This window comes from Fictibacillus nanhaiensis, assembly GCF_023715445.1.
GTDB classification, from domain to species: domain Bacteria; phylum Bacillota; class Bacilli; order Bacillales; family Fictibacillaceae; genus Fictibacillus; species Fictibacillus nanhaiensis_D.
On the sequence record NZ_JAMBOD010000001.1, the window covers coordinates 73,138 to 87,080 of the forward strand.

The window sequence follows — 13,943 nt, forward strand, 5'->3', positions numbered from 1 at the left end:
TTTTTTTTTAGCCATTTCTCGTATGTTTTTCATCCAGCTTTTTTTCAAGCTTTTCAAGATAGGATTCATCCTTTAAAAGCTGCCGTCTGTTTTCATTTACAAGTTCACGAAAACTCATTTTTCTGTTTTTTCTCATAAGATACACCTCAAGTAATAAGATTATTACCAATATTGCCTTATAAAAGTCAGAATAATCAATTTCGAGAAAAAATCTTCGAAAGCAATGATGAATAGAGAAATTTAATTAAAGGAAAAGTAAAGAAGACGAAAGGGGGTTAGGACCTTTGAGTAATCCAAAACGCTTTCCACAAGATTTTGTACCAAATCACATAGACACTCAGCCGCGAGATGTAGATAGCAACAACGGAAAGAAAATGGCAAATAAAACAAATGATCATGCTGATTATGTTCCTCCAAAAGGTAAATAAAAATAAAAATGTAAATATTACCTCTTCTAATTTTCACATGGACTCCCATATATTAAAGATTTTGTCGAAAAAATGTATGTAGTGAAAGAATTAGGAGGGGTACGTTTGATTACGGCATCTGTCAAACCATTACCTGTATCACAAAATAAAGATGATCAGGATTACTTATACCGGCAGCTAGAAATTGAAATGCAAAGATTAGGGCATCTTGTGCCATTTCGTGAAGAATTGAACTGGGATAAAGAAGTTACAACCATGGAATTAGGAAATGTTGAAACGTTAGAAAAGCTAAAAAAAGCTGCGGCAAAAAATGATGGAGTATTTTTATTTTATGCAAAGCTTACAAAAGGAACTGTTTATCAGCACATCATCCTTCATCCAAATACGGAAGGGTTTTATTTGCCATTCCGATTTGAAGAACCATTTCAAATCACGGTTAAGAATAAAAAATACTGGATCGGTTCCTCTATCAGACTTGCTGAAGAGCTTGCCTGGCTTGAAATTACGATGAAGAACTCGGACGATGAAAGTGTTATTGAGTATTGGAAGTATCTAACTGATCTTTGTAAAAGCAGTATTGAGAACATGAGTCCGATATTGCTTCAAAAAAATTAGAATAAGTTATTCAGTTTTTTGCAAACACTATGGTGAATTCAATTCAAACACAAAGGAGAATACACCATGCAAAAACCAAACAGAGACGACCGAAGCAATAACGTAGAGCGCTTAGAGCAAATGGTTGAGAATACACAACAAAACATTCAAGAAGCTAATGAGACAGCTGATAACATGAATTTAACTGCCAGCCAAAAAGAGCAGATTAAAGAGAAGAATCAGCATAGGCAAGAATCGATCGAACAGTTCCAGATTGAGATTCAAGAAGAAAAAGCTTATAGAGAAGGCAATGAGCTCCAATAATTAAAAGGCCGGCATTTTGCTGGTCTTTTTTTGCGTTTTCTAATAAAGTGAAAAGAAAAAGATCAAAAGGGTGGACTTAATACAAATGAATTTTATAGAAACAGCCGTTGACGTCAGATACGCAGAAACCGATCAGATGGGTGTTGTATACCATGCAAACTATCTAGTATGGTTTGAGATCGGCAGAACAAAACTTATTGAATCGCTTGGATTTAAATATGCTGACATGGAGGCACAAGGGATCCTTTCTCCTGTAACCGACATTCAGGCTTCTTATAAAAGACCATTAACATATGGACAGCAGGCAAGTATCAAAACGGCAATAAAAGAATATACAGGGATAAAAGTTGTATATGCTTACGAGATCTTTAACGAAAATCAGGAGTTATGCGTAACTGGCCACTCTACTCATGTTTGTGTGAAGAAAGAAAACTTCCGTCCTATCTCCATAAAAAAGTATTTTCCGAAGTGGCATGATGCCTATGTGAAAGCGAGCAGTGGACAATAATGGCGTTTGGTATTAAAAGATCTCAGCTTACAAAATGGAAAACCGACGTTGAGGCAGGTCAGATCGCTTTTATTACTCACTTTTGGTTTGATTCACGTTTTCCAGATAAGAAGAGTGTTACAAAAGTGGGCTGCAGTAATCTGCAAAAATTAATTTTATGGGGAAGTAAATATGGGTTGAAAGCAGAGTGGATTCATGAAAGGGCTACTTATCCCCACTTTGATCTGATCGGGGATAAGCAAAGAACAATAATGGAACAGGAAGGCAGGATTGAAGAGCTTCAAAAGTTCTTATAATCAGCTATTTATTTTCATTGAGTTTAAATTCATATTTAATTTCATCGTTTTCAACGGATACAGTTAAATCACTTTGATCAAAGAACCACTCATCCTCATCTTCAATAAAGAATTGATGATCTTTTAGTTCTAATACAGATGTTGGATGTTTTGGAGTGTCTTTGTTAATTCCTAAGGAAAAACCATCTTGAACTGTACTGCAGCCTCCTAGACGGACAAAAAAACGAATTTTATTACCTGGAACTGCTTGAAGGTCTTTTATGATGAATGCTGCTGTTTCTTCGCTCATGTGAATTTTCAAATGAAACACTCCTTATGATTGCTTAATTTTAGTTGGTGCTATTGTGACATATGCTTATTTAATAAACAATTAAAATGCCTTTTCTTCTATGTTAAAATGGTTATAATAAATGATATAGCTCCGATTTACAATATAAAGGGGAAATTAAATGAAACAAAAAGTTGCAAGGTTGGTTTTAACCTTATTGCCGCAAAATAAAATTTCATCAATCGTCGGTAAAGCAGGACGTTCAAAGCTAAGTAAGCGCTACGTGAAACAGTACGCAAAACATTTTAATATTAATTTATCTGAAATCGAGAAACCCATTCATGAGTATGCCCATCTAACTGAGTTCTTCTCAAGAAAACTTAAAAGTAATGCAAGACCGATTTGCGGTGAAGAATCTGAAGCGATTTCACCCGTTGATGGGCTTGTTACGCAGATGGGACGTATAGAAAAGGGAACGATTATTCAAGCAAAAGGAATATCGTATCCTGTACAAAAACTGCTGGCAGATGAAGATAATATCGATTTCGAAAGTGGTCACTTCATAACCATATATTTAAGCCCTAAAGATTATCATCGTATCCACATGCCTGTAAAAGGCGAAGTTTATAGTTCGACTTATATTCCAGGACGTCTGTTTCCGGTAAATGATATTGGTGTTAATCATGTTAAAGGCCTCTTCACTAAGAATGAACGTGTTGTAACGTTTGCTGATACAGACTTTGGCAAGCTCGCGATCGTAAAAGTTGGTGCTTTTATTGTCGGAAGTGTAAAGGTTAAATATGATGACAAAGTCCGCAAATGGAAGAAAATCATGAAATCGAAAGTTTCACCTGTTACGTACGATAAAGGGGACGAAATTGGTCACTTCGAGTTCGGCTCAACAGTAATATTGTTGTTTGAAGATAAGGATTTTTCATTTGACGATTCTCTTGCAGTCGGAAAGTCTGTACGCATGGGTGAAATTATTGGGAAACATCCTGCTTCTTCCAAACAAAAAAAATATTCAGCTACCATATAACCGGCAGACATTGTTTGCCGGATTTTTATTATGATAAGGAGAAGAAAGAAATGCTTAAGATTAGAGAATTTTTTGACGAAGCAAAAGTACGCTTTAATGTAGATGATATTATTAGTCATTCAATGATTATTTTTATTTTAGAATCCCCTCATAAAGAAGAACTAAAAGCGGGAGTTCCTCTTGCAGGACTCTCAGGGAGATCGATGGCTAAAGAACTTTTTTTGAAAGAAGATATCCTTCCAATGGGTAAGTATTTAAAACAACTTGCGGAAGATAAAAAACAGGCCATTTACGGAATCGTTAATGTTTGTCCTTTCCCACTTCAAAAAACAGCCTATCCTGATGCTGAATTTGTCCGTATTTACGAAAGGGAACTCGAAATTGCAGAAGCGGTCAGACGGAGTACAGCGAATACATTTAAAGACGATAATAAAGCGATTTTTCATGAGTTGTTGATCAATGATTTTCAAAACAGGCTGCTAAAAGCAATAGAAGAAGATACCATTATCGTACCGTGCGGAAAATTCGCTGAAAAGTATGTAAATCAAATAGCCATAAAAGACAAGCTAAATATAATTACGGGTGTGCCGCATCCCTCTTATAATTCCTGGGCAAGAGAACGATATAAAGACGTTATCCAAAATGTCAGGAACCAAGGAAAAAAACGAACCTCCTAAATTCAGGAGGTTCAAAAAAAGAATACTGTTACTCCGTACATGACTGCCGTAATTCCGGCAGCAATCAGAGCGGGTTTTAGTTTATAACGGGCATATTTGATGACTGACAAGTTCAATATGCGCGCAATTGTGTTCGTATCGTCACTGAGAGGAGAAGCAAAAGCTCCAAATGTGCCGCTCGCAAATACAGCGCCAATTACAAGAGGAAGGGAAACGTCTGCAACCCCTGCCATAGAAACCCCAAGAGGCATTAGGATCCCCCATGTGCCCCATGCTGAACCAATAAAATACGAAACCGCACTTCCGAATAAAAATAGAAGCGGAACAATAACCGAAGCAGGTATCCAGCCCGCATAGCTAGTAACGAAGGCTGAAAACCCAAGCTCTTCGGTAACAGAAGATAACCCCCAAACCACTGCAAGCAGGACGATAACACTCATTAGTTCATTTCCGCCAAATATAAAACCGTTTAGTAAATCTCCTGTTTTCATATGTTGAAATCTTAAAAAGAGAAATGTAAAAATGGAAGTAAACAGGAGTGCAATAAGCATGGCATCCATTACATCTGCAGAAATAAATGCCTTTAGAAATCCTCCCGTTTCTTTATAACCGTCCCACCAGGTAAGAAGAAGGGTGAGAGATACAACTAATATTAATGGAATGATTAAGTTCCATGGTTTGTTGGGAAGATCTCTCCCAACGGCTGGATCACAATTATGCCAATCATCTTCTTCCTTTTCACCAACTGCATTCGGATCACTCTCTTCGGTTGATTTTGAATGGTGAAAAAAACTTAAATAAACCCCAACAATAATCATGACGAATGAAAAGAAGTTATAAGGGATGCTTTGAATAAACAAAGTGTAAGGATCTCCGCCTAAATTTTCATTCTTTAAAGAGATATCCACGATCGATGTCATGTAACCAACAAAAGCTGTTGCGATTGGAATTAATACAATGATAGGAGTCGCAGTTGTTTCGATAACAAAACCAAGTTCCTGTGTCGACATTTTCACCTTTTTTAATAAAGCTCTCATAATCGGGGCAATCGTTACAAATCTGAAACTGGGTGCTGCAAATGTTCCGATTGTAGAGGCATAAGTTAAAAAGAGTGCGCCTTTTTTCGTTTGAATCCTATTGGATGCTTCTTCTACAAATCCGCGGATGCCGCCTGATAGTTTAATCATCGAAATCAATCCGGAAAAAGCATATAAAAATACTAAAATTTTTATATTTTTAGGGTCTATAAGTCCTTTTACCAGAAATTGAACCATCTTTTCAAGACCGCCTACAAATGTGGGCTGCAGCAGATATGAACCGGTTAAAAGTCCGGCAATCAATCCGGGTAACACTTGTTTAGTTTTTATGGCGATGGGTATAACAACTAAGAACGGTATGACTGAAACCCAATTGTTTTCCATATAAGGTCCTTCTTTCATAGGAGTCATAACGTTAGCGTGTGATGGTTTCAAAAAATTATTCTGCAGATGTAATGAATACCCTTTTTATGGATCAATTTTTATGTTTCAACTCGAGTTGCTTTGGATAAAATAGTACCGTTATCCATTAAACACAAGTAATTTAAATAATTATCCGTAAAATAATTCAATGCTTCCTATAATGGAAAGAGTTGCATTTATTATGGTTACGTGATAAGTTTAACAACGGAATATATATGGACGGAACAAGTTTGAATTACGGATAGCCTTGTAACTATTAACTTTTAATTTTTACGCATATTCACATGGCTAAGCATTTCCAGTAAACAAAAAAACCACGGAAATGTTATTTTATGTGCAAATCATGATGTATTTTGAAAACAAATTGGCTGACAGCTCTTAAAAGATTATTTTCATGTCAGGTCCACGAGGTTATCGTAAAAACCTTTTTCGTCAAGAAAAGGAGATAGAACATTGACAACATTTCAAGAATTGGGACTAAGTCCCGAGTTGCTTCAATCCATCAACAATATGGGATTTGAGGAAGCGACACCGATTCAGCGTGACACCATCCCAACAGCTTTAAAGGGAACTGACTTAATTGGTCAGGCACAGACCGGAACTGGTAAGACAGCTGCTTTCGGTATTCCGCTAATCGAAAAAATGGACACAAAATCAAGATTCGTGCAAGGGATCGTTTTAGCACCTACTAGAGAATTGGCTGTCCAAGTAGCAGAAGAATTAAATAAAATCGGACAATTTAAAGGAATTAAAACACTGCCGATTTACGGCGGACAATCCATTGTCCGTCAAATTAAAGCATTAAAAAATGGTCCTCATATCGTAGTGGGAACGCCAGGACGAGTTCAAGACCATATCAACAGAAAAACATTGAAGCTGGACAGTGTTCATACAGTAGTATTGGATGAAGCTGATGAAATGCTGAACATGGGGTTTGTTGAAGATATCGAAAAGATCTTAGAAAACGTTCCGACTGAACGCCACACGATGCTTTTCTCAGCTACAATGCCGAAACAAATTCAAAATCTTGCTGCAAAATTCATGAAAGATGTTTTACTTATTAAAGTAAAAGCTTCTGAAATGACAGTTAAGAACATTGAACAAGAATATGTTGAAGTGAAAGAACGTCAAAAATTTGATGCGCTTTGCCGCTTCATGGACATTCACTCTCCAGAGCTTGCGATCGTTTTCGGACGTACGAAGCGTCGTGTAGATGAACTATCTGAAGCGTTGAGTAAACGTGGATATTCAGCTGAAGGTATCCATGGTGATCTTCCTCAAGCAAAACGTGATAAAGTATTGCGTGCATTTAAAAACAATACGATCGAAGTACTTGTTGCTACAGACGTAGCAGCACGCGGTCTTGATATCTCTGGTGTATCTCATGTATATAACTTTGATATCCCTCAAGATCCTGAAAGCTACGTTCACCGTATTGGACGTACTGGACGTGCAGGGAAAACAGGTTATGCATTAACGTTTATTACTCCACGTGAGATCGATCACTTATATACGATTGAAAAAATCACTAATCGTAAAATGGTTAAACGAGTGATTCCTTCAGTTTCTGAAGCAATGGAAGGACAACAGCAGATTACACTTGAAAAGTTGATGGAAGTTGTTGAAGAAGATAACTTTAGCGGTTATAAGCAAACAGCAGTTGAATTATTGGAAGAGAATGATTCTGTTACGCTTTTAGCAGCTGCTTTAAAACTTCTTACAAAAGAGCCTGATACTACTCCGATCAACTTAACAGACGAGCCGCCTTTATCTGTTAAAAAGCGCCGTCCAAACAATCGTTTCTCTGACCGCAGACGTTCTGGTTCTGGAGGCAAAAGAGAAGGTGGAGGCGGAAGAGACCGTCGTTCTGGATTCTCAAAAGGTGAAAGAAGCGGATCTCGTGAAGGCGGAAGCCGAAGCGGAGGACGTGACCAGTCATACCGTTCACAAAAACGCGTTCGCGAAGATTTTAAAAACAGAGGCTAAATATTGAATGAAAAGCAAGGGGACCTGCAAAATAGATCCCTTTGCTTTTTTTATATGATGAAAAGGGGAAATCTGATGAAAAAAGTGCTGATTCTTTCTGATACTCATATGCCGAAAAAGGGGAGTGCACTTCCTGATCCTGTTCTTTCTATACTTAAAGATGGTGTAGATTACATCATTCATGCAGGTGACTGGACTGAAAGAGCGGTTTATGATGAGTTAGTTCGATGGGCACCCGTACACGGAGTAAAGGGAAATATAGAAACAGATAATTGGGCTATAGAGCTTCCAGAAAAAAAGATTGTTGAAATTGAGAAAATAAAGGTCGCTATTGTTCATGGGCATCTTGGTAAAGGAAAATCAACACCGGACAGAGCCTTTAGAGCTTGTTGTGAGGATGAAGTGGATCTCATCGTTTTTGGACACTCCCATATGCCATACAAAGAAAAGCGTAATGGTGTCCTATTATTTAATCCCGGCTCACCTACCGATAAGCGAAGGGAAAAACAATTTTCATATGGTATTCTCACCATTGATTCCAGTGGATTTGAAATAAACCATTCCTATTTTTCTTAATGAATGACAGTATTTTTAAGTGACATAATAAGAAAATATTGAGAATGGAGGAATATCAGGATGCAGAGTGGGGGCCATTTTTTATTTAAGGCTAAAAATGGAGAAGAAATCCTTTTACGGCCGGTTGAAGAAAAAGATGCAGAGGATATAATCAGACACGTCGAGACGATTGTTAAAGCAGGCAGGTATTTGCAAAAAGAAGAACCACATTCATTACAAGAAGAAGTTCAATTTATAAATGAAGTAAAAAGTAAAGGGAATATGTATACTGCTGTTGAAAGAAGCGGAAAAGTCGTTGGAATCGCCAGAGTTTTAAAAGGCGAACTTCAAATGAAAAAACATACAGGTATTTTCAGGACATGGATTCATCCCGACAGTCAAGGGCTGGGAATAGGTAAAGAGGTCATGAAATATACTTTGAGCTGGGGACAAAGCAACAACCTACATAAATTATGGCTGACTGTATTTTCCGGAAATGAGAAAGCAGTAAAGGTATACGAGAAAGTGGGATTCATAATAGAAGGAATACAAAAGAATCAAGTGATTATCGATGGGCAATTTGAAGATGAAATCTTTATGGCTTATTTTTTTGAAACGGTTCAGGAAATGTGACATTTTAACGATTATGCGTGTTCATAATGATAAACAATGGTGAAATCGCTATCATATATATGGTAAAGTGAATAGTGATACATGATTGAAGACAAGGTGGATACGAATGAAATCAACTGAAAAAGAATTGCTCTATACTGAAAAACAGCGTGTAATCGCATTATATGAAACATTTCATTTAATGGATCAAAGGGAAAAGGAAGAAGAATTAAGTGAACTATTTTTAAAGCTCGCACAGGAAGAATATGCAGTAGCATTTTGCGGACATTTTTCTGCAGGAAAATCCAGTCTGATCAATGCTCTATCTAATACGGGAATTTTGCCGGCAAGTCCTGTTCCTACAAGTGCTAATATTGTAAAGATGAAAAAAGGAAATCCTAAAGCGGTCGTTCATCTAAAGAATAAAGATGTTGTAACCTTTAAACATCCATATAACATTGAGGAAATTAAAGATCTTTGTAAGGATGCTGATCGTGTAGATTCTATTGAAATCTATTATGAAGCTTCAGGAGGAAAAGGGGCAAACATTGCGTTCTATGATACGCCTGGTATTGACTCTACAGATCCGGCGCATAAAAAGGCGACAGAGAATGTTGTCCATTTAGCGGATCTTATTTTTTATGTAATGGACTATAATCATATTCTTTCTGAAACAAATATTGAGTTTATTCAATCTTTGTCCCAAAAGGGAAAATCAGTGCGTTTGATTATAAATCAAATCGATAAGCATCAGGAAAGTGAGCTTTCATTCAACTCGTTTAAAGAGAATGTTTTCACTTCGTTTGAATCTTTTGGCATAAAAAAAGAACAAATCTTTTTTACAAGTGTAAAAGCTCCAGCACTTTCCTATAATGATCTATCTGCTTTAATTGCATACATCAAAAAGATTGAGCTGAATAAAGATCACCTATTAATAGAGAAGACGAACAGCCAGCTGAAATATTTAGTCTCTGATTTTATAGAGGATTCCGAACAAGATAAACTCAATCTTCAAAACATAGAAGAAAAACTTAACCATCTAAACAATGAAAAGAATGCACTGCAATTAGAGACTGAAAAAATGGAACAAAACAAGAAATCCAAAGAAGAGGAAATTCGCATTCAGTTTACAAAGATTATCGATTCAGCCCAATTGATGCCATATGATACAAGAGAAAAAGCGGGGCTCTTTATTGAGGCTGCAAAAAAAGACTTTAAAGTAGGATTATTTTTTTCAAAAAATAAGACAGAACAAGAACGTTATCAGAGAAAAGCAGCTTTCCAGGAAAAACTGCAAGAATCAGTTGATGCTCATATTAACTGGCATGCACAAAATTATTTAAACGTTTTGCAAAAAGAATTTAATGTTGAATTTCCGCAATGGAAACCTGTAACGTTAACGGAAGAGACTCTGTTTTCACATGTTCAATCTGGATTGTCTTCACAAGGACAAGGATTGCTAAATTATTGCGAAAGCATTGCTGGAGAAGTGAAAAAATTGGCGCGGCAGCAAATGAGCCAGTTAATCGCTTTTGCGATGAATGTCTTAAATGAAAAAAATGAAGAAATTTCTTTGATTCATAAAAATAAAACCTTGCAGATTAATAACGAAATAGCAGTTTTAAATAAAGATAAAGAAGAAGCTTTAATTTGGAATCAGCAAAAACATGAGCTGCTAAATATTATATCCTCGGATTTATATAAAATATATTCAGTAGATAGATATGAAAAAATGTTTAGATCTCAATATAAGGAGATCTCTATCGAGGAGTTTAAAAACAACTATAAACAAAAATCACAAAATCCCATTGTAGAACATGTAAATGAAAATACAAAAATCCAGAAAAAAGAGAGAGCATCGGCTGGGTCATTGGCAGAAGAAACAACTAGACTTTTTAAAGCATCGTCTCTATTAAAGCCTCTATCAGGTTTCTCGAATTTATCAGAGGAAATGAATGCACTTGCCGAACGCCTTGAAGAGCGCTCGTATACGGCTGTTTTATTTGGTGCGTTTTCAGCTGGTAAATCTTCATTTGCGAATGCATTATTTGGTGAATCAATTCTTCCGTCCTCACCGAATCCGACCACTGCTGCGATTAATGAAATACGCAAACCGGACGCTTCGAATCACCATGGTACTGTTATCATCGAAATGAAATCTGAAAAAGAAGTCCTTAAAGAAATCAATGCCATTCTTAAAGCACAACACGATGACCTATCTATCTTGGAAAATGAGTCTGCAGACGATCAAAGTAAGCTTATACAAGCATTTATTCAAGGTTATCAAGCCGCAAAAATGCAGCTGGGTCAATCAATTAAAACCGATTTATCTGAGATCAAGTCATATGCAGCAGTCGAATCAAACGCTTGCTTCATCCGAAAAATAAAAGTCTATTACAGCTGTCCGATTACTGAAAAAGGACTTGTTCTCGTTGATACACCTGGAGCGAATTCAATACATTCACGCCATACTGAAGTAGCCTTTGAATATATGAAGCATGCAGATATTATCATATATCTGACTTATTTTAATCATGCCTTCTCACATGCAGACAGAGAATTTTTAATCCAATTAGGAAGAATAAAAGATACGTTTACATCAGATAAGATGTTCTTTGCGATAAATGCTTCAGATCTTGCCAACAGTGAAGAAGATAAAAAGGATGTTGTAAACCATGTCAAAGGAAATCTTCAATCATTTGGGATACGCAATCCTAGACTGTTTTCAGTATCGAGTAAAAAAGAGCTTCAGGGATCAGATCGTACTGAGAGCGGATTTGAAGGATTTACATCTAGTCTTTTTCATTATGTAGAAAACGATTTAGAACATGCTATGATTTTAAGTGCAAAGACTTATGAAAGCCATGCCAAAAATGTCGTTCAAAATATGATCGCTGAAACGAAACTACGGCTGCAGCAAGAAGACGTTTATTTGGAAGCTGTACAAATAAGAGAAGAACAGTTGCAAAATTATTGTACGAATAACATCTCCATATCGAAAAAACAGTTTGACCAAGAAATGAAGGAGCTTTTATTCTATGTAAAGCAACGAGTGCTGATCCGTTATCATGATTTTTATAAAGAAACGATTCATCCAGCAGCTGTTCAATCATCTAAAGCAGAATTAAATATATGTATTTCGGAATTATATGCGAAGCTTGACCATGATCTTCAACAGGAATTCAGAGCTTGTTCATTGCGACTGGATAAATGGGTTCAAAAAAATAGGAGTGAAAAAGAAGATCTTGTTATGTCAAAGGCATTGGATGATCAGGTGAACTTAAAAATTCCTGCAGAAAATGCTGAAGTTTATTCCACTCCTTCACTTACTTCCAGCTTAAGTGATCATGCCGGAAAAGATCATAAAGAGTGGACTTCATATTTTAAGAGCGCTAAACATTTCTTTGAACAAGGCGGTTCAAATGATCTGAAGAATGAACTAGCTAAAAGAGTGGAAAAAGAAGTGGAACAATGGATGGGTAATGCAGAACAAGTACTTGATCGGCATTACGATTCAGTGATTAAAAAATCCGAAGCATATTCAAAAGAAAGCTTGTTTAATCAAATCACAGTATATTTTAATGAATTGAAGAAACCTGGTGATTTAACAGGACGGATAAAAGCCCTCGAAAATTGTTTGAATGAGATGGAACAATTGTTATAAAGAAAAACAGCACTCTCTTAACGGGGTGCTGTTTTTTTATGCATGTTTATAAAGCTGCTTTATTTAATGACTGAAATAGTTCTACTGTAGATAAATCGGAATCTGACGGATAATGGTATGTTTCTTTATAACTTTCTGGACCTTTTCCTGTTATGATTACAACACTGTTTGGAGGAGCTTCTTTAAGTGCAAAAAAGATAGCCTCCGTTCTGTCAGGGATGAGTGAAGGTGTATGTCTGCCTTGAGGAATCGCTTTTTTCGTTTCATTGATAAGCTGTTCAGCAGTGACACCGTCCAGATCATCTACAGTCAAAATGGTTTCGTCACTGTATTCCAATGAAATACTGATCATTTCGGACCTTTTCGTTACGTCACGGTTTCCTCTAAATCCAAAAACATGATAAAACGGTCTCGTACCTGCTTTTTTTCTGGCTGCTTCTAATACTTGAGAAACCCCATCAGGAGTATGGGCATAATCAATGATTACTTCTGTACCATTAAAAAGGGTACGTTCCTCAAACCGCCCTGGTATGCCTTTAAAACTATTCAGATAGGAGATAGAAGTCTTGATCGGAATTCCATAATCAAGTGCAGCAGCGATAGCCGCAGTCGTATTTAAGGCATTGTACTCACCTGGAAGGGGAAGAGGCACTGTAACCTGAAGTGATTCATGCACGAGATTAAAGAAGCTTTTGCCTACATCTTCTATATAGAAATGATCTGTCTTGCTTTTTCCGTATGTCCATATCTGAAGTTCATTCTTGGAAGATAATTCATGGACCAATCGTTTTCCATATTCTCCTTCACTGCATATGATCGCTGTCCCTTTTCGTTTAAGATAGGAGAACAGCTTTGCTTTACATTTAAAATAGGACTCCATTGTCCCATGATAATCCAGGTGATCATGAGTTAAATTTAAGAATATTGCCTGATCATAAGTTATACCTTCAATTCTTTTTTGTTCCAGACCATGGGAGCTCACCTCCATAACAACTGCTTCGTCCACGCTTTCATTTAACATTTTTTGAAGGGTGACTGGGTCAGGGGTAGTATGCGAGCTCTTCACAACTTTTGAATTGATATAATGATGAACGGTTCCGAACAGTGCAGATGTGATGCCATGTGATACTAGAATATGCTGCAATAAAAAGGAAGTAGTCGTTTTGCCGTTCGTTCCTGTTATGCCGGTCATCTTATGCTTTTTATATGGTTCATTATAGAAATAGGAAGCAGCAAGGCTTAATAATCGCTTTGTATCTTCTGCATAAAAGTAAAGACCCGAATCCGCAGTCTCACGATATTCGCCAATGACAGCTGCAGCACCATTTTCATAAGCTTCTTGTATGTATTGATGTCCGTCCGCTTGCACACCAGAAATAGCAAAGAACAAATAACCCGGCTTTACTTTTTTTGAATGAGAAGTAATGCCGGTGATAATAGGGTCTTCTGTTATTGTGGCCGCAATGTGCAAGTGGCTTAATAATGCTTTTAAATTCACGGAAACGTCATCCTTTAATTAAAGTATTTGTAGT

At 36.7% G+C, this 13,943-nt stretch carries 15 protein-coding genes; 11 read left to right on the forward strand and 4 right to left on the reverse strand.

All coding sequences use genetic code 11. The features are described from left to right. Positions 1-7 precede the first annotated feature (7 nt). Positions 8-136 carry an FbpB family small basic protein gene (locus M3196_RS00460; protein ID WP_251320303.1) on the reverse strand — a complete coding sequence of 43 codons (129 nt, stop codon included), beginning with the start codon at positions 134-136 and terminating at the stop codon, positions 8-10. 148 nt (positions 137-284) lie between these two features. Between M3196_RS00460 and M3196_RS00465 the strand changes: the two genes are divergently transcribed. The 5 genes from M3196_RS00465 (at position 285) to M3196_RS00485 (ending at position 2,150) form a co-directional block, all read left to right on the forward strand. Continuing rightward, a complete protein-coding gene (locus M3196_RS00465; RefSeq protein WP_251320304.1) occupies positions 285-428 on the forward strand; it encodes an acid-soluble spore protein N in 144 nt (47 codons plus the stop codon). A gap of 105 nt (positions 429-533) precedes the next feature. Further along, on the forward strand, positions 534-1,043 hold the full coding sequence (locus M3196_RS00470) for a hypothetical protein (protein ID WP_251320305.1): 510 nt from the start codon (positions 534-536) through the stop codon (positions 1,041-1,043). A 66-nt stretch (positions 1,044-1,109) separates the two neighbouring features. After that, positions 1,110-1,346: a small acid-soluble spore protein Tlp gene (gene tlp, locus M3196_RS00475; protein WP_251320306.1), complete on the forward strand. Its 237-nt coding sequence runs from the start codon at positions 1,110-1,112 to the stop codon at positions 1,344-1,346. Between the two features lie 85 nt (positions 1,347-1,431). After that, complete coding sequence (locus M3196_RS00480; RefSeq protein ID WP_251320307.1) at positions 1,432-1,854, forward strand: acyl-CoA thioesterase; 423 nt, start codon at positions 1,432-1,434, stop codon at positions 1,852-1,854. Continuing rightward, the gene (locus M3196_RS00485) at positions 1,854-2,150 is read left to right on the forward strand and encodes a hypothetical protein (protein WP_251320308.1); all 297 of its coding nucleotides are present in this window, start codon (positions 1,854-1,856) and stop codon (positions 2,148-2,150) included. Before M3196_RS00480 ends, M3196_RS00485 begins: the two co-directional genes overlap by 1 nt. A 4-nt stretch (positions 2,151-2,154) precedes the next feature. Here M3196_RS00485 and M3196_RS00490 read toward each other — a convergent pair whose 3' ends face one another. Further along, on the reverse strand, positions 2,155-2,451 hold the full coding sequence (locus M3196_RS00490; protein WP_251320309.1) for a HesB/YadR/YfhF family protein: 297 nt from the start codon (positions 2,449-2,451) through the stop codon (positions 2,155-2,157). 148 nt (positions 2,452-2,599) lie between these two features. On the opposite strand from M3196_RS00490, the gene asd reads away from it, so the two are divergent. Together asd and M3196_RS00500 are read left to right on the forward strand one after the other, a co-directional pair. After that, on the forward strand, positions 2,600-3,457 hold the full coding sequence (gene asd / locus M3196_RS00495; RefSeq protein ID WP_251320310.1) for an archaetidylserine decarboxylase: 858 nt from the start codon (positions 2,600-2,602) through the stop codon (positions 3,455-3,457). Between the two features lie 50 nt (positions 3,458-3,507). Beyond that, the gene (locus tag M3196_RS00500) at positions 3,508-4,134 is read left to right on the forward strand and encodes a uracil-DNA glycosylase family protein (protein WP_251320311.1); all 627 of its coding nucleotides are present in this window, start codon (positions 3,508-3,510) and stop codon (positions 4,132-4,134) included. Positions 4,135-4,145: 11 nt separating this feature from the next. Here the strand turns inward: M3196_RS00500 and M3196_RS00505 are convergent, their stop codons facing one another. After that, positions 4,146-5,555 (reverse strand): Na+/H+ antiporter NhaC family protein, encoded by a 1,410-nt coding sequence (locus tag M3196_RS00505; protein ID WP_251320312.1) that lies wholly within the window; start codon positions 5,553-5,555, stop codon positions 4,146-4,148. Between the two features lie 492 nt (positions 5,556-6,047). Here M3196_RS00505 and M3196_RS00510 point away from each other — a divergent pair, with 492 nt between their 5' ends. From M3196_RS00510 to M3196_RS00525, 4 genes are all read left to right on the forward strand, one after another. Continuing rightward, positions 6,048-7,580, forward strand: coding sequence for a DEAD/DEAH box helicase (locus M3196_RS00510; RefSeq protein WP_276531187.1), 1,533 nt, complete (start codon positions 6,048-6,050; stop codon positions 7,578-7,580). A gap of 75 nt (positions 7,581-7,655) precedes the next feature. Further along, positions 7,656-8,156: a metallophosphoesterase family protein gene (locus tag M3196_RS00515; protein ID WP_251320313.1), complete on the forward strand. Its 501-nt coding sequence runs from the start codon at positions 7,656-7,658 to the stop codon at positions 8,154-8,156. A 60-nt stretch (positions 8,157-8,216) separates the two neighbouring features. Continuing rightward, positions 8,217-8,768: a GNAT family N-acetyltransferase gene (locus M3196_RS00520; protein ID WP_251320314.1), complete on the forward strand. Its 552-nt coding sequence runs from the start codon at positions 8,217-8,219 to the stop codon at positions 8,766-8,768. A 106-nt stretch (positions 8,769-8,874) separates the two neighbouring features. Continuing rightward, the gene (locus M3196_RS00525) at positions 8,875-12,411 is read left to right on the forward strand and encodes a dynamin family protein (protein WP_251320315.1); all 3,537 of its coding nucleotides are present in this window, start codon (positions 8,875-8,877) and stop codon (positions 12,409-12,411) included. A gap of 46 nt (positions 12,412-12,457) precedes the next feature. Here the strand turns inward: M3196_RS00525 and M3196_RS00530 are convergent, their stop codons facing one another. Then, positions 12,458-13,909 carry a UDP-N-acetylmuramoyl-L-alanyl-D-glutamate--2,6-diaminopimelate ligase gene (locus M3196_RS00530; RefSeq protein WP_251320316.1) on the reverse strand — a complete coding sequence of 484 codons (1,452 nt, stop codon included), beginning with the start codon at positions 13,907-13,909 and terminating at the stop codon, positions 12,458-12,460. Positions 13,910-13,943: the final 34 nt, after the last annotated feature.